This window comes from Nocardioides taihuensis, assembly GCF_042657275.1.
In the GTDB taxonomy this organism is placed as follows: Bacteria; Actinomycetota; Actinomycetes; order Propionibacteriales; family Nocardioidaceae; genus Nocardioides; species Nocardioides taihuensis.
On sequence record NZ_JBHSKD010000027.1, the window covers coordinates 399,202 to 420,197 of the forward strand.

The window sequence follows — 20,996 nt, forward strand, 5'->3', positions numbered from 1 at the left end:
CGCGCCCCCGGGCGTCACTCCAGTCAGTCGAGGCTCTCGACCCCGGTCATGCTCTCCGGCCCCTCGCCCCGCAGCAGGACGGCGAACGGGCCGCCCCGGTCGGCGTTCACCCGGCCGCCCAGCACGCTGAGCGCGACCGAGAAGGCCTGCTCGTCGGAGCGGGCCAGGGTGCCCCAGCCGTCCCACAGCAGCACCCAGCCGTTGCTGTCCCCGGCCGTCACGTCGGCGAGGCAGTCACCGAGCGCGTCGAAGGTGTGCCCCCAGTTGTCGGGGAACCCGAGCGCCTGACCGGCGGCGTCGAGGAACTCCTTCTTGTCCTGGTGGTGCCACCCGTCCACCCAGGCGAAGTTCCAGTGGGCGTGCTCGACCGCGTGCTGCACGTCGGCGGTGTCGAAGGCACCGTGCCACCGGTAGATGCCGGGCTCGGTGCGCCCTGCCAGCAGTCCCGCCAGTCCGCTCATCGTCGGACTCCTCTCGCGTCGCTCGTTCGTCCCCGGACACCGTTCTACTCCTCGGGACGGGGCCTGCGCGAGGGGGGTGCCAGAGGGTGAACCGGACGGCGCACCGCGCGGTGGGCCGGGGCGCGACCTAGAAGCCGAGCGCCTGGGCGCGCCGCTTGACCTCGGAGCCGCGGTTCTCGCGCAGCGCGTCGATCGGGCGGCCCGGGAGGTCGGCGTCGGTGAAGATCCAGGCGATCGCGGCGCGGTCGTCGAACCCGCCGTCGTGGAGCACGGTCAGCAGGCCGGGGAGCCCCTTGACGACCAGCCCGTCCTGGAGGAAGAGGGCCGGGACGGACGGCGGCGACCCGGGGGCGGGGACGGCCGCGGCCAGCTCGTGGTCGCGGACCATGGTGCGGATCTTGGCCGGGGTCACGCCGAGGACGGCGCCGGCCTCCGACCAGTCCAGCCACTCCTCGACGAGCCCCGCGAAGTCGGGGGTGAGGTCCTGGATGCGCTCGCTCATGGGTCCCACTCTGGCAGGCCGGGCCAGCCCCCGCCGCACCCGCGGGCGGGTGAGGCGCGCCACGCCGCGAGCGCGCCGAGGCGGGCCGGGGGCCCGGCGATCCGTACCATGGGAGCGATCCGGAGCCTTCCCCGTCCGGAGCAGGAGGGTCGACGTGACGCCAGAGCGGCGCGCCCCCACGGGCACCGACGCCGGCGTCAGCGACCCCATGACCGGGCGGCTGCTCGACGGCCGCTACCGGATCCGCGGCCGGATCGCCCGCGGCGGCATGGCCAGCGTCTACGAGGCCACCGACCTCCGCCTCGACCGCACCGTGGCCGTGAAGGTCATGCACCCCGGGATGGGCGACGACACCGAGTTCGCCGACCGCTTCGTGCGTGAGGCCCGGGCGGCGGCCCGCCTCTCCCACCCCCACGTCGTGGCCGTCTACGACCAGGGCGACGACGACGGCATCGTGTTCCTCGCGATGGAGCACGTGCCCGGCCACACCCTGCGCGACGTCATCCGCAAGGAGAGCCCGATGGCCCCGGGGCGGGCGCTGGCGCTGCTCGAGCCCGTGGTCTCCGCGCTGGCCGCGGCGCACCGGGCCGGCCTGGTGCACCGCGACGTCAAGCCCGAGAACGTCCTGATCGCCGACGACTCGGCCGGTGGCGCGGTCAAGGTCGCCGACTTCGGCCTGGCCAAGGCGATCAGCGCCGACACCCAGCACACGGCGACCGGCGGGGTGCTGATCGGCACCGTGTCCTACCTCGCCCCCGAGCTCGTGGTCGAGGGCCGCTCCGACGCGCGGGCCGACGTGTACGCCGCCGGCGTGGTGCTCTACGAGCTGCTCACCGGCCAGAAGCCGCACGAGGGCGAGTCGCCGATCCAGGTCGCCTACAAGCACGTGCACGAGGACGTGCCCGCGCCGTCGGCGACGGTCGACGGCATCCCGCCGTACGTCGACGCGCTCGTCGCTCGCGCGACCGCCCGCGACCGCACCCAGCGCCCGGCCGACGCCGGCGTGCTGCTGCACCTGCTCCACCAGGTGGCGCACGCCGTGGCCGCCGGCGTGTGGACAGATCCCGACCTCGAGGCCGACCTCGCACTGCGCCCCTCGGCCGCGCCCGGACCGGTCGCCGGGCTCGACGTCGACACGGCCCCCCAGGTCTTCGGCGCGTCCCCGCAGGCCGACGGTGGCGAGCACGCCGCCTGGCTGCTCCCGGCCGCCGCCGCGGCCACCGCCGCCTCCGCGGTCGACGACCGCACCACCGCGATCCCCCGCGAGCCCGCGCACCAGGCCCCCGCACCGCCCGGGCCACCCTCGGGTCCGTCCCGGGAGCGCGACGAGAGGCCGCCGGCCCGGCCGCGCCGCTCGCGCCGCGGACCCGTGCTGCTGGCCGTCGCCCTGGTGCTGGTCACCGCGCTCGGCGCCTCGGCGTGGTGGTTCGGCTGGGCGCGCTACACCTCGACGCCCGCGGTGCTCGGCATGAGCCAGGGCGCGGCCGTCGACGAGCTCGAGGCGGCCGGTCTCGAGGTGGAGGTCGGCGACCCGGCGTACTCCGAGACCGTGCCGGCCGGCAAGGTGCTGAGCACCGACCCCGGCGCGGGCGAGCGGGTGCTCGACGGCGGCACGGTCACGCTGACCATGTCGCTGGGCAAGGAGCGCTACGACGTCCCGAAGCTGCGGGGCATGACCGAGGACCAGGCGCAGGACGCCCTCGCGGAGCTGAAGCTCGACTTCGGCGACTCGACCGGCCGGTGGTCGACCACCGTGCCCGAGGGCCGGGTGCTCAGGAGCGACCCGCCGGTCGGCACCACGCTGCGCCCGGGCTCGATCGTCGACCTCGTCGTCAGCAAGGGCCCGCAGCCGGTCGAGCTGCGCGACTGGGTCGGACGCAGCGCGGCCACGGCGCAGGCGTGGCTGGAGGAGCGCGGCATCACCGTCGACGCCTCGCGGACCGAGCACTCCGACACCGTGGCCGAGGGCGACGTGATCTCGATGGACCCGGCGGGCGGCTCGCAGGTCCACGAGGGCGACACGGTCACCCTCGTGGTCTCCTCCGGCCCGGAGCTGGTGGCGGTGCCCGACGGCCTGCGCGGCTCCGGCGTCGATGCGGCGACGCAGGCGCTCGAGGACCTCGGGTTCGAGGTCAGGGTGCGCAACGCCGACGGCTACCTCGGCCTGGGCTACGTGTGGTCGGTCGACCCGGAGTCCGGCACCGAGGTGCCGGCCGGGAGCACGATCACCCTCTCGATCATCTGACCCCGCCCCCACCTAGGCTGCCGGGGTGACCACCCCGGCGGCGACCCGCGCAGCGCTGCGCAACCCCGTGGGGACCCACGTCAAGGTCGGCCGCGGGCTGGTGGCGGGCGCCCTCGCCGACGCCGAGGCGCTGGGCTGCGAGGCGTTCCAGGTCTTCGTCGGCAACCCGCGCGGCTGGTCGCTGTCGCCGGGCGACCCGCGCGAGGACGCGCGGTTCCGGGGGGCCGTCGCGGAGCGCGGGATCCGCGTCTTCCTGCACGCGCCCTACCTGGTCAACCTCGGCTCCCCCACCGCGTCCACCTACGAGCGGTCGGTCGCCAGCGTCGCCCACAACCTGCGCCGGGCGGCCGAGATCGGCGCCGAGGGCGTGGTCGTGCACACCGGGTCGTACGTCGACCCGGGCGGCGACGGGGCCGCGACGGCGGCCCGCCGCGCGGCAGCGCTGCGCCAGGTGCGCGACGGGCTGCTGCCGCTGCTCGAGGCCGTGGCCGACGAGGCCGCGCCCTGGCTGCTGCTCGAGCCGACCGCGGGCCAGGGCCGCTCGCTGTGCGCGGGTGTGGAGGACCTCACTGCCTACCTGGACGCGCTCGACCACCACCCCAAGGCGGGCATCTGCCTCGACACCTGCCACGTCTTCGCGGCCGGCGCTCCCCTCGACGAGCCCGGGGGCGCGACGGCCACCCTCGACCGCCTGGTCGGGATCGGCGGCCCCGGGCGGCTCCGGCTCGTGCACGCCAACGACTCCCGGGACGTGCGCGGCGCCTTCAAGGACCGCCACGAGAAGCTCGGCGAGGGCCACGTCGGCACGGGCGCGTTCGCCGAGCTGCTGGCCCACCCGGCGACGGCGGGGGTGCCGTTCGTGCTCGAGACCCCGGGCTCGCGTGACCTCGGCGACCCCGGCATCCCGCTGCTCAAGCGGCTGCGCGAGGAGGCGGCGTGAGCACCGTGGCGGCCGCTCCCACCCGCCGTACGACGTTGGCGGCGACCGGCCTGCTGCTGCTGATCACGGCGGTCTGGGGCTCGACGTTCTTCCTGATCAAGGACCTGCTGACCCGGGTGCCGACCCTCGACTTCCTGGCGGTCCGCTTCACGATCGCGGCGGTGCTGCTGGTGGTGGTCGCGCCGAAGGCGATGGTGCGGCTCTCGCCCGACAACCGGCGCCGGGCGGTGGTCCTCGGAGGCCTCTACGGTGTCGCCCAGATCCTCCAGACCGCCGGGCTGGCGCACACCCCGGCCACCGTGTCGGGCTTCATCACGGGGTTGTACGTCGTGGCCACGCCGCTGTTCGCGGCCGTCCTGCTCGGCACGCGGGTGACCGCGGTGACCTGGGGCGCGGTCGCGCTCGCGACGGGCGGCCTGGCGCTGCTGACGCTCTCCGGGCTGTCGGTCGGGTACGGCGAGGCGCTCACCTTCGTGGCGGCGATGCTCTACGCGCTGCACATCGTCGGGCTGGGGGCCTGGTCGCGACCCGCGGACGCACTGGGCCTCTCGATCGTGCAGGTGGTCGTGATCGCGGTGATCTGCCTGGTGGCCGCGCTCCCCGGCGGGATGGTGCTGCCCGCCACCACGCAGGACTGGCTGGCCGTGATCTACATGGCGGTCTTCGCCGGCGTGCTGTCGCTGGTCGGGCAGACCTGGGCGCAGGCCCACCTCCCGGCCACCCGCTGCGCGATCATCATGAGCATGGAGCCGGTCTTCGCCGCGTTCTTCGCGGTGCTGCTGGGCGGGGAGTCGATGACGGTGAAGATGGCGGTCGGCGGCGCCCTGGTGCTGACCGCGATGCTCGTCGTCGAGATCGGCCCGCGGCGCGGCACCGAGGGCGAGGTGCCGCACCTCGCGGTGTGAGCGGGCCGGCCGCGCGGCGTGACCGAACGGTGACGAGACCGTGATCCCCCGGGGTGGCAACGTGCCCGGCTCCCGGGAGACGCTCTCCTGACGTGACCCGGCAACCCACCTCCGAGGAGTCCCCATGGTCGTCGTCATGGCCCCCGGTGCCACCGACGAGCAGGTCGCCCACGTCGTCGAGAAGGTCGAGAGCGTGGGCGGTGAGGCCTTCGTCTCCAAGGGTGTGGTGCGCACGATCATCGGCCTGGTCGGCGACATCGACTCCTTCCACCACCTCAACCTGCGCACGCTGCCCGGGGTGGCCGACGTGCACCGGATCTCCGACCCCTACAAGCTCGTCAGCCGCCAGCACCACCCCGAGCGATCGACCGTCTGGGTCGGGCGGCCGGGCCGCGAGGTCCCGATCGGGCCGGACACCTTCACGTTCATCGCCGGCCCGTGCGCGGTCGAGACCGCCGACCAGACCCTCGAGGCCGCCCGGATGGCCGCCTCCGCGGGCGCCACGCTGCTGCGGGGCGGGGCCTACAAGCCACGCACCTCGCCGTACGCCTTCCAGGGCCTCGGCGTCACCGGACTGAAGATCCTGGCCGACGTCGGCGAGCTGACCGGGCTCCCGGTCGTCACCGAGGTGGTCGACGCGCGCGACGTGGACGTCGTCGTCGAGCACGCCGACATGCTGCAGGTCGGCACCCGCAACATGGCGAACTTCGGCCTGCTCCAGGCGGTGGGGCGCGCCGGGAAGCCGGTGCTGCTCAAGCGCGGGATGACCGCGACCGTCGAGGAGTGGCTGATGGCGGCGGAGTACATCGCCCAGCGCGGCAACCTCGACGTCGTGCTGTGCGAGCGGGGCATCCGCACCTTCGAGCCGGCCACCCGGAACACCCTCGACCTCTCGGCGGTGCCGGTGGTCCAGTCGACCAGCCACCTGCCGATCATCGTCGACCCCTCGCACGCGGCCGGCCGGATGGACCTGGTGGTCCCCCTCTCCCGGGCCTCGATCGGCGCCGGGGCGGACGGGGTGATCGTCGACGTCCACCCCGACCCGGAGACGGCGCTCTGCGACGGCCCGCAGGCCCTGCACGGGACGGCGCTGCGCGAGCTGGCCCAGGCGGTGCGGCGGATGCCGCCGCTGCTGGGCCGGGCGCCCGCCGCGGACCGCAGCCGGTCCGGCTGAGCGCCCCGTCCCCTACGCTGGGCCCACGCCGGGCCCCAGTCCGGGCTCGAGCAAGCGGGCCGCGTGAGGAGGCACATGTCCGTCTGCACCCGGTGCGGCCAGGAGCTCGACCCCTCGAGCGTCGGCCGTTTCTGCACCAACTGCGGCCAGCCCATCGGCGCCCCGGTCGAGGATCCCGACTGGCGCACCGGCACCGCCGAACGCCCTGCCGTCGCCGCTGACGGGTCGACGCCGCCCGCGCCGCCGCCCAGCCCGCACACGGCACCGCTCGAGCCGGCGCGCTACCCCCTCTTCGCGGACGAGGTCGCCGGGCCGCCCGGGCCGGTGGACGCCGGGCCCCCGTTGCCGCCGCCGTTGCCCGCACCCGAGGAGATCGCCCCCGAGCCGGCCGTGCCCACCAGCCACCGCCGGGCGGCGTGGTGGCCGTGGCTCGTCGTCGCGGCCGTGCTCGTCGTGGTCGCCGTGCTCGGCGTACGCCTGCTGCTGTCGGGCGGGGGCGATGACGCGGCGCCGGCCGCGGAGGAGACCACCAAGGCGCAGAAGGGGCCGGACAAGAAGCCGAGCAAGGAGCCGTCGAGCGAGCCGACCAAGGACCAGAAGCCCGACAAGCCCGGGAAGCCCGGGGACGTCGCGCCGTCGGCACGGATCGAGGTCCCGGCGACGGCCCCGCCCAACCAGGACGTCAACGGCGACACCGTCACCTACGAGGCGGCCAACATGGTCGACGGCAAGGCCGACACCTGCTGGCGGATGCCCGGCGACGGCACCGGCTCGACGATCACCTTCACGCTCCCCCAGGAGACGGTGGTCAAGGAGGTCGGGATGATCAACGGCTACGCCAAGACGGCGGGGAGCCTCGACTGGTACGCCGGCAACCGGCGCATCCTGAAGGCGACGTGGGAGTTCGACGACGGCACCGTCATCGAGCAGGATCTCACCGAGACCCGCGACCTCCAGAGCCTGCAGCTCGACCCCGTCACGACGACGACCGTGCGGCTGACGTTGACCGAGGTCTCCAAGCCCGGCTCGGGCCCCGAGGCCCGCAACTACACCGCGATCAGCGAGGTCTCGCTGACGGGCACGCCGCAGTAGGAGCGGTCCGCAGGCCGGTCCGGATCAGCCCACCAGCCGGCCCAGCACCTGCGCGGCCCGGGCGGCGCCGTCGGCGTCGACGTCGAGGTGGGTGACCAGCCGCAGCGCGGTGGGTCCGACGGCGCCGACGAGCACGCCCTCCTCGCGGGCGGCGGCCACGACCGACGCCGGATCGTGGTGCGGCACCACGACGATGTTGGTCTCCACCGTGGCGGGGTCGACCGCGCAGGCCTCGGCCAGCAGGCGCGCGTGGTCGTGGTCGACGGCCAGGCGCTCGACGTGGTGGTCGAGCGCGTGCAGCCCGGCGGCCGCGAGGATGCCCGACTGGCGCATCCCGCCCCCGAGGCGCTTGCGCCACACCCGCGACTCCGCGACCGCGTCGGCCGAGCCGACGACGAGCGAGCCGACCGGGGCGCCGAGCCCCTTGGAGAGGCACACCGCCATCACGTCGGCCGTGGCGCCGAAGTCGGCGAGCGGGGTGCCGGTGGCGACGTGGGCGTTCCAGATCCGGGCGCCGTCGAGGTGGACCCGCGCGCCGACGTCGCGGGTCCACGCGTGCAGCGCGCGCAGGTCGTCGACCGCGACCACGGTGCCGCCGGCGAAGTTGTGGCTGTTCTCGACCGAGATCGCCGCGGTCGGCACGAAGAAGGGCCCCATGTCGGGCGCGAAGAGCTCGCGCAGGGCGGCGAGGTCGGGGCGGCCGTCGGGCGCGCTCCAGGTGCGCATGGTGAGCCCGGTGACGGCTCCGTGCGCGCCGAGCTCGGCGCGGGCGATGTGGGCGCGGGCCTCGCAGAGCACCTCCTGCCCGACGCCGACGAGGGTGCGCACGGCCAGCACGTTGGCCAGCGAGCCGGTGGGCGTGAACAGCGCCGCCTCGTGCCCGAACAGCCCCGCCACCCGCTCCTCGAGCGCCCGGACCGTGGGGTCCTCGCCGTAGACGTCGTCACCGACCTCGGCGCGGGCCATGGCCCGGCGCATGGCCTCCGTCGGGCGCGTGACGGTGTCGCTGCGCAGGTCGATCGCCATGACAGCATCACACCACGCGCCTGCCCGGGAGGGACTCCCGGGCAGGCGCGTCGAGCGGCTACCAGGACAGCTGGACGGTTGCCGCCCCGGAGTGCTCGTAGTGCTCCACGACGATCGTGTGCTGACCCGCCGTGAGGTGGACGGTCACCGCCCTGGTGCGGACCGTGTGCGCCTTCCAGTCGTTGAGCACCAGGGTGCCGTCGATGCGCACGCGCACACCGTCGTCGCTGGTGGCGGTGAAGTGGTAGTCGCCTGCGGCGAGGACCACGCGCGCGGAATACCGCGCCGAGAATCCGTCGGGCCCCAGGCCCGCGGGTCCGCCGGTGCCCCAGTTGTGGTCGAGCTGGCGCGGGCTGCCGAACGCCTCGTCGACGACGCTCGCCGGCGCGCCCTTCAGCGTCTCGTTGGCGAAGTACTCCGCCGTCCAGTGGTTGCTCGCGGCCCGCTGCCACCCGACGTCGACCCGGGCGGCGCCGGTGTGCTCGTAGTACTCGACCACGATCGTGTGGGTGCCCGCCGTCAGCGGCACGGCGGCCGACGTCACGACGGCCAGCTTGCCCCAGTCGCGCAGCACCCAGGTGCCGTCGACGAGCACGCGGAAGCCGTCGTCGGCGCTTCCGGTGAAGATGAAGTCGCCGCCCTGGTCGAGGTCGATGCTCGTCGTCCAGCGGGCGGAGAACCCGTCGACGCGCACGCCGGCCGGTCCACCGCTGCCCCACTCGTGCACGAGCTGCTCGGGGTCACCCAGGGGCTCGAACGCGGTGGCGACCGGTGCGCCGCTGAGCTTCTCGTTGGAGAAGTACTGCGCCGCCCAGGCGGGGGTCACCGTGAGCGTGACCGTCGCCGGTGCGCTGACCGAGGTGCCGCTGACCACGCGGTAGCGGAACGTGTCCACCCCACCGAAGCCGGGTGCGGGGACGTAGGTGAAGGATCCGTCACCCGCGAGCGCGAAGGACGACGCATGCGCCGGCGCGTCGACCACCTCGGCCGACAGGGTGTCGCCGTCGGGGTCGGAGTCGTTGCCCAGGACGCCGGGCGCGGCGACGCGCAGCGTGTCGCCCGCGTTCGTCGCGTACGCGTCGTCCGCGGCGACCGGCGCCGTGTCGTTCCTGACGACGGTGTAGCTGCGGGAGTCGCGGCTGGTGTTGCCGGCGTTGTCGGTCGCGGTCGCGACCACGGTGTGCTCACCGAGGTCGGTGCCGTAGCCGGTGACCACGCAGTCCTTCAGTCCGGAAGTCACGTCGGAGGCGTCACAGGTGGGCGCCGGGGCGACGTGCCCGAGCTCCTGGTCGCCGACGGGACCACCCACCAGGGCCACCGCCGGGTCGGCGGTGTCCTGCTTCAGCGCCAGCTGGTCGGTCCCGGTGTTCCCGCTGGCATCGGTGGCCCGCGCCTTCAGCGTGTAGTCACCGTCGGGCAGCGTGAGCGCGCCGGTGTAGTCCGACCACGTCTCGCCACCATCGACCGAGAACTGGGTCGAGGCGACGCCGCTCGGCTCGTCGGTCGCGGTCACCGCGACCTCCACCACCGAGGTGTACCACCCGTCCAGGCCGTCCGGGCTCGCCGGTGCCACCGAGAGCACCACGGTCGGCCGACCGGTGTCGACCACGGTGTAGGTACGCGAGTCCTTGCGCACGTTGCCCGCACCGTCCGTGGCCGTCGCGACCACCGTGTGCTCGCCCAGACCGGTGCCGTACCCGGTGACCACGCAGTCCTGCAGGCCCGACGTGGCGTCCGACGCCTCGCAGGCCGGCTCGGGAGCGACGCTCCCCAGCTCTTGCGTGCCGCTCGGGCCGCCCACCAGGGCGACGACCGGGCCGGCGGTGTCCTGCTTCAGCGCCAGCTGGTCGGCCCCCGTGTTGCCACTGGCGTCGGTGGCGCGCGCCCGCACCACCCAGTCTCCGTCGGCCAGCGGGAAGCGCCCGACGTAGTCCAGCCAGGTGGACCCGTCGACCGAGACCTCCACCGCGGCGAGCGCGCCGGCGTCGTCGGAGGTCACCGTGACCTCGACGACCGAGGTGTACCACCCGTTCGCGCCGTCCGGGTCGCCCGGCGACACGGAGATCCCGACCGTCGGGGCTCCCGTGTCGGCGACCCGGTAGGTGCGCTCGTCGGTGCTGACGTTGCCGGCGTCGTCGGTGGCCGTGGCGACCACGGTGTGCTCACCGAGGTCGGTGCCGTAGCCGGTGACGACACAGTCCTTCAGCCCGGACGTGGCGTCGGAGGCCTCGCACGTCGGCGCCGCCGCCACGTGGCCCAGCTCCTGGTCGCCCGTGGGGCCACCCACGAGGGCCACCGCCGGGTGGGTGGTGTCCTGCCGCAGCGTCACGTGGTCGGTGCCGGTGTTGCCGCTGGCGTCGGTCGCCCGCGCCTGCACGGCGTGCTCGCCGTCGGGCAGCAGGAACGGCCCGTCGTAGCCGACCCACGTCGTCCCGCCGTCGACCGAGACCTCGGTCGAGGTCACGCCGCCGGGTTCGTCGGTCGCGGTCACCGAGACCGTGACTCCGGAGGTGTACCAGCCGTCCAGGCCGTCGGGCACCGCGGGCGTCACGGCGATCACGACCGAAGGGACGCCCGTGTCCACCACCGTGTACTTCCGCATGTCGGTGCTCACGTTGCCCGCGTTGTCCGTGGCCGTCGCCACGACCGTGTGCTGGCCGAGGTCGGTGCCGTAGCCGGTGACCACGCAGTCCTGCAGGCCGGACGTCACGTCGGAGGCATCGCACGTGGGCGCCGGGGCGACGTGCCCGAGCTCCTGGTCGCCGACGGGACCGCCCACCAGCGCCACCGCCGGGCCGGCGGTGTCCTGCTTCAGCGCCAGCTGGTCGGTCCCGGTGTTCCCGAGGTCGTCCGTGGCCCGCGCGTGCACGAGGTGCTCGCCGTCGGACAGCGCGAACGCCCCGGTGTAGTCCGTCCAGTCGCCGCCGTCGACGGCGTACTCGACCGAGGCCACCTCGCCCGAGTCGTCGGTGGCGTCGACGGTGACCGTCACCGCGGAGCGGTACCAGCCGGCGGCTCCGTCCGGGTCGGGCGGTGCCACGGTGATGCCGACCTCCGGCCCGGTGGTGTCCGTGCCGACCGTCCAGGTGAAGGTGTCCCGCGCGACGCGCGAGTCCGTCTCGACCCCCGGGATGCGGCGGAAGGACGCGATGGTCGACGTGCCGGCGGTGACCGCGCTGGTCCACGACGTGCCGGTCGCGTACGTCCCGGTCTCGGTGACCGCGCGGTGCGCCACGGCCTGGTAGGGCCCGGTCGCGTCGTGGCTGAAGCCGTTGGCCCACGTGCCGCTGAAGCCCGGGGTCGACACAGCGGAGACGTTCACCGTGGCCACGACCAGCTCCGACGCCTCCGTGGTGGCCGCCGAGAGAGCCACGGAGGCCGAGGTGGCACTGGGGGCCACGGTGCCACTGCCCGTGCGGTCCAGCACGGTGTCGGTGTCGGTGATCAGCCCCGAGTACTCCAGGACCGTCATCGCGAACACCGAGGAGACGTACGGGTTCAGCGACAGGGTCACCGACCGCGAGTCACCTGCGGCGACGACCTTGTACATCACCAAGGCCTTCGGAGACCCCAGCTGCACGGCCGCACGCCATCCGGTCGGGAGCACCGCCGCGCTCGACCCACCGAAGCGCGCCGTGGCGACGAGCAGGTTGCCCGGCGTCGGCGTCGCGGGCAGGTCCACGGTCATCGAGCTGCCGGTGGTGGCGGTGCCCGACGCGGACTGCACCTTCCGGACCTCCGGCGACGGCACGGACGGCGGCCCGTCGGCGGCATCGACGGTGACGGTGTAGGGCCCGCCGGCAGCCGCGCCGTCGGCGATCGTGCCGGTGATGTGTCCGGTGGCGGCGTCGATGGTCAGCCCGGGAGGCAGGCCGGTCGCCGTGTAGGTGAGCGTGTCGCCGTCGGGGTCAGTCGCCGCCGCGGCGACGTCGACACTGCGCCCCTCGGTGCCGTTGCGGTCCGGCAGCGGGGGCACGAAGGCGGGCGCGCCGTTGACGACCGTGACCGCGGCCGACGCGACCCACGGCGTGGCGTCGACGCCGTCCGTGGCCCGGACGCTCACCGAGATGCGGTCGCCCTTGTCACCGTTGCCCGCGACGCCCAGGTCGAGCGTGGCAGCGGTGGCGCCGGCGATGTCCTCGCCGTTGCGCGACCACTGGTAGGAGAACTGGACCGGCTGGGGGCCGTCCACGTCACTGGCGTCGACGGTCACCGTCAGCTCCTGGTCGGTGGTCGGCGAGGTCTGGTCGATCCTCACCGACTCGACGACCGGCGGCAGGTTCGTGGCGTCCGGGAGCGCGCGCAGCTCGAAGAGCCGGCCGTCGTTCTCGGTGGGCACGGCGTCGTTGTCGACACCGCGGTCGACGACCCACCAGCTCGGGACGGACGCTCCGTCCGAGGCGGGCGCCACGGTGATGCCGGAGAGGTGGCTCAGGCCGCCCACCCGGGCGTCGACCGAGCGCACCAGCGTGCCGGTGGGCGTGAGCTCGTAGATGTAGCCGTTGCTGCCGCCGACGAGCAGGGTGTTGCGGGCGGCGTCGTAGGCCAACGCCTCGGTGTCGGTGATGCCGAGGAAGCCGACGTCGAACTGGCTGACCGTGTCGTCCGCGTCGCCGAAGACGCCGTTCACCGGGTTGACGCGGTAGACGTCCGTCGAGGTGCCGTTGAGGAAGTAGAGGGCGCCGTTCGCGGTGTCGAAGGCGGGGTCCTCGGTGTCGGCGATGCCGAGCGCGCGCGTGTTGACCGAGCCCACGCCGACATCGTCGGTGGTGCCGAAGAGCCCGTCGGGGCCGGCCCGACGCGCCAGCACCCGACCGCCGTCGTCGTCGGAGACGAACAACGTGTCGGTGGCGGGATCCATGCCGGCACCGGTCGGCTCGCTCGAGACGCCGACGGTGGTGCCCGTCGCCGTGACCGTGCCGGTGCGCGTCGCCTCCCAGAGGTTCACGCCGTGGTAGCCGGCACCCGTGGTCTCGTCGACCTCGGAGTCGACGACGACCAGGTGACCCGTGGCCGCACGCCAGGCGACGCCCGAGGGGTCCGGGCTCGCCGGCGACCACGTCGACAGGTCGATGACCTGCACGAGCGTCGCGGTGCTCGCGGGTGCCGCCGCTGCGACGCCGGGCGCAACACCGGCCATCGTGACCGACAGAGCTGTTGCGAGTGCGAACGTACCGACGACACTGCGTCCCGACCTGGACATGACACCTTCTCCCGTCCGCCCGAGACCATGGGCCTGCGCACCATTCACTTCCGCACTACCGCCGGACCCCGACCGCCGGTAGGGCCGAAGTGCCGTCCAGACGGGTGGGCATCGTCACGGCCGGGAGGCCTGGGTCGAGCAGGGCGTCAGGACAGCCGCAGGACCGGTGACCAGCCCGACGTGGCCCCCGAGGCGGTGAGGACGGCGCGGGCGCGGACCTTCCAGGGACCACGGCGCGCGGGGTCGAACGACGCGGACGCGTCGGTGGTGTCGCTGCGGAGGTCGCGCCAGGCGTCGGCACCCCGCCGCCGCACCTGCACGTCGTACGTCGTCGTGTCGGGGGCGTCCGCGTCGGCCCACCACAGCAGCCACCCGCCGTCGGTCTCCTCCGTGGCCCGCGGCGGCACCCGGACCCGGCCGGTCGTCGAGGGGTGAGCGGTGCAGTGGTAGCGGTAGCTGCCACTGGCCCAGAACCACTCGCGCTCGAGTCCCCCGGTCTGGACGCCGGTGTCGAAGAACCCCACGTCGGAGGTGGCCGAGTGGCCGGGGTCGACGAAGGTGAACTCCACCCGGCTGCCAAGGGTCAGCCGCACCACGTCCGGCGAGTAACCCGCGTCCGAGACCGTCACCACCCGGTCGGCGGCCACGGCCGGCGACGGCAGCGCGAGGGCGAGCGCGAGCACGGCGGCCGCCGGCAGCGCACGGGCCCGCACCGGCACCTCAGGCCTTGCGCAGCATCTCGGCGACGAGGAACGCGAGCTCGAGCGACTGGACGCGGTTGAGCCGCGGGTCGCAGACCGACTCGTAGCGGTGCGACAGGTCGATCTCGGCGAGCTCCTCGCCGCCGCCGACGCACTCGGTCACGTCGTCGCCGGTGAGCTCCACGTGGACGCCACCCGGCCAGGTGCCGAGCGAGCGGTGCACGTCGAAGAAGCCCTGCACCTCCTCGATGACGTCGTCGAAGCGGCGGGTCTTGAAGCCGGACGACGCCTCGAACGTGTTGCCGTGCATCGGGTCGCACACCCACGCCACCTCGACGCCCGCGGCGGTGACCTTCTCGACGAGCTCCGGCAGGCCGTCGCGGATCCGCCCGGCGCCGAAGCGGGTGATGAAGGTCAGCCGCCCCGGGATGTTGTCGGGGTTGAGCCGCTCGGCCAGGGCCAACGCGTCGTCGGGCGCGGTGGTCGGGCCGAGCTTGACGCCGATCGGGTTGCGGATGTGGCGCATCAGCTCGACGTGCGCGCCGTCGAGCTGGCGCGTGCGCTCGCCGATCCAGACGAAGTGGCCCGACACGTCGTAGGGCAGCTGGGTGCGGGAGTCGATGCGCGTGAGCGCGTGCTCGTACTCCAGCACCAGCGCCTCGTGGCTGCTGTGGAAGTCGACCCGGTGGAACTCGTCGGGGTCGGCGCCGATCGCCTGCATGAAGGTCAGGGCGCGCTCGATGTCGTTGGCCATCGCCTCGTAGCGCTGGCCAACGGGCGACTCCTTGACGAAGTCGGTGTTCCACGCGTGCACCTGGCGCAGGTCGGCGTAGCCGCCGGTGACGAAGGCGCGCACGAGGTTCAGCGTCGCCGCGGACGCGTGGTAGACCTCGACGAGGCGCTGCGGGTCGGGCACGCGGGCGTCGGCGGTGAAGTCGTAGCCGTTGACGGCGTCGCCACGGTACGCCGGGAGGGTCACGCCCTCGCGGGTCTCGAGGTCGGAGGAGCGCGGCTTGGCGTACTGCCCCGCCAGCCGACCGACCTTCACCACGGGCACGGACGCGGCGTAGGTGAGCACCACCGCCATCTGCAGCAGCACCCGGAGCTTGTTGCGCACGTTGTCGGCGGTGACGCCGACGAAGGTCTCGGCGCAGTCGCCGCCCTGGAGCAGGAACGCCTCGCCGCGGGCCACGGCCCCGATCTTGGTGGTGAGGTCGTCGCACTCGCCCGCGAAGACCAGCGGCGGGAACGTGCGGAGGCGGGCCACCGCGGCGTCGACGGCGGCAGCGTCGGGGTACCTCGGCTGCTGGGCCGGCCCGAGCGCGTGCAGGGCCGGGAGATCGGGGATGCTCACCGCACAAGGGTACGCGCGTGGCCGGGGTGGTCAGTCCAGGTGTCGCAGGCGTGGCCACAGCACCGACCACGGCTGCACCGGGCCGCGGCAGACGGCGACCGGCGCCCCCTGCTCCTCGTTGGCGACGTCGACCCCGTTGTCGAGCTCGTCGACCACCTCGCACGAGGCGAAGAGGCGGCGGACGTCCTCGAGGAACCAGCCGACCGTGACGACCACCGTGGTGTCGTCGGGAGGCCGGGTCTGGTCGTGCAGGGCGTTCTGCCCGCTGACCACCGGGATGTCCGCTGCGAACCGGTCGAGCGCCCCGGCCTCGCCGTAGTTCCCGGTCATCACCACCGCGTGCTCCCGCTCCTCGGCGGGCACCGACTCCCACGCCGCCTGCACCTGCGCGCCGTACGCCGGCCAGCCGACCTGGTCGGCGATGAGCAGGTTGAGGTCGGGCACGGGCGTGCGGCCCACGAGGCCGAGCGGCAGCAGCGGGAGCGAGATGACGGCGGCCACGGCGGCGTTCAGCGCGGCGGCCACCCACCAGCCCGGCCGCCCGAGCCGGTCGCCGAGGGCCGCGGCACCGATGCCGAGCAGCGCCACGAGCACGAACGTCGGGTAGTGCGGCTGGCTGCCGCCGACGAACGTGAACACCACGACCAGCGCCGAGGCCGGCACGAGGAACCGCACGGGCCGCCACTCCTCGCGGCGCCACAGGCCGACCAGCCCCGACCACCACACCGGGACGAGGACCGGGCCCAGCACGATCACCAGGAACACCCACATGAACCAGCGCACCTCGCCGGCGTTGTTCTCGGCGAGCGCGTCGCCCATCGCCAGCTGCGGCCAGTCGTGCGTGGCCTGGTAGACCACGTTCGGCAACGCGACCAGCAGGGCCAGCACGCCCCCGCCGAGCACGCGCAGGTCGAGGAGCCGGGAGCGCGGGCCGACCAGGAGCAGCCCGAGCGCGATGCCGGCCAGCAGCACCGCCACCAGCAGGTGGGCGTACGACGCGAGCCCGGCCACGAGTCCCGCCACCAGCCAGAGCCGGGGCCGGCCGCGCAGCTCGGCCCGGACCACGAGCCAGACCACGAGCGGCCACAGCACGAGGTCGAGCGACGAGGTGAGCAGCACGTGGCCGAAGTCGAGGCAGGCGGTGGTGCCGGCGTACGCCCAGGCGACGAACGCCTGCGGGGTGCGCCCGCCTCCCACCTCGCGGCACAGCAGCGCGACCAGGACCACCGAGGTGGCCGCACACGCGGTGGCGGGCAGCCGGAGGAGCCACACCTCGTCGCCGAGCGTGCGGGCCAGCCAGGGCACCAGCGGCGGCTGGTCGACGTAGCCCCACGCGGGGTCGAGCATCCGGAAGTAGAGCTCGTCGCGGTGGTAGCCGTAGCGGGTCGACAGGGCCGTGAGCACCGCCGCGACCGTCGCGGCCGCGGCGAGCACCGGTCCCCGCGCGAGTGGCGGGAGCGGGACGGGGCCGGTCACGCCCCCAGCATCACTCCTCGAGGTGCTCGATGTCGCGGAAGCCGGTCTTCTTGGCGCGGATGCCGCGGTTGGTCATCCAGGTGATCGCCCAGAGCACGATGCCGATCGCCAGCAGCGCCCCGGCGATCTGGTAGATGAGGACGTCGCGGTCGACCCACGGTCCGATCAGGAAGGCGCAGGCCACCGCGCCGACGACCGGGGTCAGACCCGGCGACCGGAAGCCGCCCGGGCGGGCGGCGCGGTCGCGGCGCAGGACCAGGCAGGCGACGTTCACGATCGTGAAGACGCCGAGCAGCAGCAGCGCGGTGACACTGGCCAGGTTGAGCACGATGTCGCTCTCGGCATCGAGGCTGAGGTAGGCGATGAGACCCAGGGCCAGGGCGGTCGAGAAGGCGATGCCCATGTACGGCGAGCGGCTCCGGGCCGAGACCTTCCCGAGGGTGCGCGGCAGCACGTCCTGGTGGGCGAGGCCGTAGAGCAACCGGCTGGCCATCAGCATGTTGATCAGCGCGGTGTTGGCGACCGCGAAGCAGGTGAGGAACGGGAAGACCTGGTCGATCGGGAAGTCCGGAGCACCCACGCTCACCACCGCGACCAGCGCCGGGGACTTGTCCTCGTTGAGCTGGGCGATCTGGTCGGAGGTCAGGACGGCCACCACCGAGACCGCGACCAGCATGTAGAGCAGCACCGCGATGCCGAGTCCGGTGAGCATGACCCGGGGGAAGTTCCGCTCGGGGTCCTTGGTCTCCTCGACCATGTTCACGGAGTCCTCGAAGCCGACCATGGCGAAGAACGCCACCGAGGTGGCCGCCGTGACCGCGAGGAACATCCCCTTCCCCTCGGGCGAGGAGAACACCGTGACCTGGCTGATGTCGCCGTCGCCCGCGGAGACCGCGTAGAGGCCGACCCCGATCACGATGGCCAGCGCCGTGATCTCGACGGCGGTGAGCACGACGTTGAACTTGACGCTCTCGCCGACGCCGCGGAGGTTGACCAGCGCCAGCAGGGCCATGAACCCCATCGCGAGCAAGGTGACCAGCCCGGTGTTCTCCGAGGGCGTGCCGCTGATCCAGCCGTTCAGCTCGAGCCCCTTGAGCAGGTTGAGCGCCACGACGTTCGACGAGGCGGAGGCCGAGGTGATGCCCGAGCAGATCACCGCGAAGGCGACCAGGAACGTCACGAAGTGGATGCCGAACGCCTTGTGCGTGTAGAGAGCGGCACCCGCGGCCTGCGGGTACCTGGTGACGAGCTCGAGGTAGGACAGCGCGGTCAGCGTGGCCACCACGAACGCGACGAGGAACGGCAGCCAGACGACCCCGCCGACGATGCCCGCCATCTGGCCGGTCACGGCGTACACACCGGCCCCGAGGATGTCGCCGACGATGAAGAGGAGCAGGAGCCCGGGCCCCATCACCCGCTTGAGGTCGGGCTCGGGGCCGTTGACGTCGACCGTCTCTTGCGCGTGCGCAGTCATGCCCGGGGTCTTCCCGGTGTGGGACGGGGCGAAACTCCGGGCCTGCGTCAGCCGAAGAAGACCTCGGCCTCGGCGTACTCCTCGGGGCTCACGGTCTTGAGCTCGCCGGTGCCCTCGACCAGCGGCACCCGGATGATCTTCGTGCCGCGCAGCGCCATCATCGTGCCGAAGTCGCCCTCGGCGACCGCGTCGATGGCCTGGAGGCCGAACCGGGTCGCCAGCCAGCGGTCGAACGCCGTGGGCGTGCCGCCGCGCTGGATGTGGCCGAGCACGACCGCGCGGGCCTCCTCACCGGTGCGGGCCTCGATCTCGCCGGCGATCCGGTCGCCGATGCCGCCGAGCCGCACGTGGCCGAAGGAGTCCTTCTCCCCCGAGACCAGGGTCATGTCGCCTCCCTCGGCCGGGACCGCGCCCTCGGAGACCACGATGATCGGGGAGTAACGCGTCGTGAACCGGCGCTCGACGAGGTCGCACAGGGCCTGGATGTCGAACGGCTGCTCGGGGATCAGCACCGCGCTGGCGCCGCCGGCAATGCCGGCGTGCAGCGCGATCCAGCCGGCGTGGCGGCCCATCACCTCGACGACGAGCACGCGGTGGTGCGACTCCGCCGTGGTGTGCAGCCGGTCGATGGCCTCGGTCGCGATGTTGACCGCGGTGTCGAAGCCGAAGGTGAAGTCGGTGCCCGACAGGTCGTTGTCGATCGTCTTGGGCACGCCGACGACGTGCACGCCGAGGTCGGCGAGCTTGGTGGCCACGCCGAGGGTGTCCTCGCCGCCGATCGCGACCAGCGCGTCGACGCCGTCGTTGGCGAGGTTCTCCTGGATCCGCTCGACGCCGCCCTCGATCGAGAACGGGTTGGTGCGGGACGAGCCGAGGATCGTGCCGCCGCGCGGCAGGATGCCGCGGCACTGCTCGACGCCGAGCTCCATCGTCACGCCCTCGAGCGGGCCGCGCCACCCGTCGCGGTAGCCGACGAACTCGAAGCCGTGCTGCTTGACGCCCTTGCGGACCACGGCGCGGATGACCGCGTTGAGACCGGGGCAGTCGCCGCCTCCGGTGAGCACTCCGACGCGCACGTCAGACCTCCTGCGGATCGATCGGTTTGGGGATTGGATCGTTCACATTTCCGGTCCCGACCCTAGCGGCTCCTCCGTCGGTGGCACCAGCGGTCCGGTGGGCCGGATCGACCGGGGTCAGGCGGCGACCGGCTCCGCGCGGTTGGTGACCGGCTGGCCGGCCTGGGCCAGCACGCTGCCGAGCCGCACGGCGACGAGCGAGGCGGCCGCGGCGACGACGAGCATCACCAGCCACAGCGGGGAGGTGCCCGCGCCGAGCAGCCAGGCGAACAGCAGCGGGGCGACGGTGCTGCTGAGGTTCCACGCCAGCTGGATCATCGACAGGTAGCGGCCGCGGAGGTGCTCGGGCGAGGCGTCCGCGGCCAGCGCGCCGAGCACCGGCCCGCCCATCAGCTCGTCGAGCGTGTAGACCACCGTACCGAGCACGACCACCACGCTCGCCAGCACGACGGGCAACGACGCGGCGCCGAGGAAGACCAGGTACGACGCGGCGAACGCCGCCTGGGCGGCCAGCAGGACGCGGTAGCGCAGCCGGCCGGTGAGCCCGGTGACCACGAGCCCCTGCCCGAGGCCGACCATCGCGCAGTTGACCGTGAACACCACGCCGGTGATCCAGCCGGGCAGCCCGAGCAGGGTCACGACGTACACCGGCAGCGCGAAGTTGAGCACCATCATCGGCAGCGAGTAGCCGACCTGGGCGACGACGAGCAGGCGGTAGGGGCGGTCGCGGAGCACGGTCGCCCAGGTGCCCGGCAGGTGCGCGTGACCGGCGGGGTGCACGTCGGGGACGGCGAGCAGCAGGCAGAAGGCGAGCACGTAGGACGCGGCGTTGACCGCCACCACCGTGGCGAAGGCGAGGTCGGTGCCGATGGCGATCGCGACGCCCGAGGCCAGCCCGCCGAGGGCGAAGCCGACGTTGCGCAGGGCGCCGAGGAAGCCGAACCAGCGCTCACGCTCCCCCGGCTGGGCGATCGCGGCGACGATGTTGCCGTAGGAGCCCCAGAACGCCGTGCGGCCCACGGTCACCAGCACCGTCCAGACGAGCACCGCGGCGAACGACTCCACGAACAGGTAGGCCACGAAGCCGGCGGCCTGCATGGCGTTGCCCGCGAGCAGGACCCGCTTGGCCCCGAGACGGTCGACCAGCGCCCCGATGGCCGGGCCGGCCGGCAGGGCCACCAGCGAGGCCGCGGAGATCGCGGCGCCGACCTGCACCAGCGACAACGGCGTGACGGCGAGGAAGTAGAGCATCGAGACCGGCATGAACACCCCGCTGCCGACCGCGTCCACGCCGATCGCCGTGACGAAGCGGCGGTGGGAGCCGAGGGAGGGGAAGCCGAGTCGCTGCAGCACGGACCCATCCTCGG

Annotated in this window: 15 protein-coding genes and 1 pseudogene; 6 read left to right on the top strand and 10 right to left on the bottom strand. The window is 73.7% G+C overall.

The window, feature by feature from the left end; genetic code table 11:
• Nucleotides 1-23 precede the first annotated feature (23 nt).
• Nucleotides 24-461 (bottom strand): barstar family protein, encoded by a 438-nt coding sequence (locus ACFPGP_RS19885; protein ID WP_378592751.1) that lies wholly within the window; start codon nucleotides 459-461, stop codon nucleotides 24-26.
• 127 nt (nucleotides 462-588) lie between these two features.
• On the bottom strand, nucleotides 589-963 hold the full coding sequence (locus ACFPGP_RS19890) for an Rv2175c family DNA-binding protein (RefSeq protein WP_378592753.1): 375 nt from the start codon (nucleotides 961-963) through the stop codon (nucleotides 589-591).
• A gap of 208 nt (nucleotides 964-1,171) precedes the next feature.
• Here ACFPGP_RS19890 and ACFPGP_RS23875 point away from each other — a divergent pair.
• The 6 genes and pseudogenes from ACFPGP_RS23875 to ACFPGP_RS19915 form a co-directional block, all read left to right on the top strand.
• Nucleotides 1,172-2,041: pseudogene (locus ACFPGP_RS23875) on the top strand (protein kinase domain-containing protein); the annotation flags it as partial.
• A gap of 390 nt (nucleotides 2,042-2,431) precedes the next feature.
• Entirely contained in the window at nucleotides 2,432-3,208 is a 777-nt protein-coding gene (locus ACFPGP_RS23880; protein WP_417624514.1) for a Stk1 family PASTA domain-containing Ser/Thr kinase, read from the top strand.
• A gap of 25 nt (nucleotides 3,209-3,233) precedes the next feature.
• Entirely contained in the window at nucleotides 3,234-4,148 is a 915-nt protein-coding gene (locus ACFPGP_RS19900; protein ID WP_378592757.1) for a deoxyribonuclease IV, read from the top strand.
• Nucleotides 4,145-5,053 carry a DMT family transporter gene (locus ACFPGP_RS19905; protein WP_378592759.1) on the top strand — a complete coding sequence of 303 codons (909 nt, stop codon included), beginning with the start codon at nucleotides 4,145-4,147 and terminating at the stop codon, nucleotides 5,051-5,053. Before ACFPGP_RS19900 ends, ACFPGP_RS19905 begins: the two co-directional genes overlap by 4 nt.
• A gap of 124 nt (nucleotides 5,054-5,177) precedes the next feature.
• Nucleotides 5,178-6,227, top strand: a complete 1,050-nt coding sequence (gene aroF / locus ACFPGP_RS19910) for a 3-deoxy-7-phosphoheptulonate synthase (RefSeq protein ID WP_378592761.1) — start codon at nucleotides 5,178-5,180, stop codon at nucleotides 6,225-6,227.
• Nucleotides 6,228-6,302: 75 nt separating this feature from the next.
• A complete protein-coding gene (locus ACFPGP_RS19915) occupies nucleotides 6,303-7,319 on the top strand; it encodes an NADase-type glycan-binding domain-containing protein (protein WP_378592763.1) in 1,017 nt (338 codons plus the stop codon).
• Between the two features lie 24 nt (nucleotides 7,320-7,343).
• Here the strand turns inward: ACFPGP_RS19915 and ACFPGP_RS19920 are convergent, their stop codons facing one another.
• The 8 genes from ACFPGP_RS19920 to ACFPGP_RS19955 form a co-directional block, all read right to left on the bottom strand.
• Complete coding sequence (locus ACFPGP_RS19920; RefSeq protein ID WP_378592765.1) at nucleotides 7,344-8,345, bottom strand: threonine aldolase family protein; 1,002 nt, start codon at nucleotides 8,343-8,345, stop codon at nucleotides 7,344-7,346.
• Between the two features lie 58 nt (nucleotides 8,346-8,403).
• Entirely contained in the window at nucleotides 8,404-13,548 is a 5,145-nt protein-coding gene (locus ACFPGP_RS19925; RefSeq protein WP_378592767.1) for an OmpL47-type beta-barrel domain-containing protein, read from the bottom strand.
• 146 nt (nucleotides 13,549-13,694) lie between these two features.
• Nucleotides 13,695-14,261, bottom strand: a complete 567-nt coding sequence (locus ACFPGP_RS19930) for a cupredoxin domain-containing protein (RefSeq protein WP_378592769.1) — start codon at nucleotides 14,259-14,261, stop codon at nucleotides 13,695-13,697.
• Nucleotides 14,262-14,268: 7 nt separating this feature from the next.
• The gene (locus ACFPGP_RS19935) at nucleotides 14,269-15,603 is read right to left on the bottom strand and encodes a class II 3-deoxy-7-phosphoheptulonate synthase (protein ID WP_378592771.1); all 1,335 of its coding nucleotides are present in this window, start codon (nucleotides 15,601-15,603) and stop codon (nucleotides 14,269-14,271) included.
• A 30-nt stretch (nucleotides 15,604-15,633) separates the two neighbouring features.
• Nucleotides 15,634-17,079, bottom strand: coding sequence for an ArnT family glycosyltransferase (locus ACFPGP_RS19940; protein WP_378592773.1), 1,446 nt, complete (start codon nucleotides 17,077-17,079; stop codon nucleotides 15,634-15,636).
• 10 nt (nucleotides 17,080-17,089) lie between these two features.
• Nucleotides 17,090-18,553, bottom strand: coding sequence for an APC family permease (locus ACFPGP_RS19945; RefSeq protein WP_378592775.1), 1,464 nt, complete (start codon nucleotides 18,551-18,553; stop codon nucleotides 17,090-17,092).
• A gap of 47 nt (nucleotides 18,554-18,600) precedes the next feature.
• Nucleotides 18,601-19,629 (bottom strand): 6-phosphofructokinase, encoded by a 1,029-nt coding sequence (locus ACFPGP_RS19950; RefSeq protein WP_378592777.1) that lies wholly within the window; start codon nucleotides 19,627-19,629, stop codon nucleotides 18,601-18,603.
• 117 nt (nucleotides 19,630-19,746) lie between these two features.
• Nucleotides 19,747-20,982, bottom strand: coding sequence for an MFS transporter (locus ACFPGP_RS19955; RefSeq protein ID WP_378592780.1), 1,236 nt, complete (start codon nucleotides 20,980-20,982; stop codon nucleotides 19,747-19,749).
• Nucleotides 20,983-20,996 lie beyond the last annotated feature (14 nt).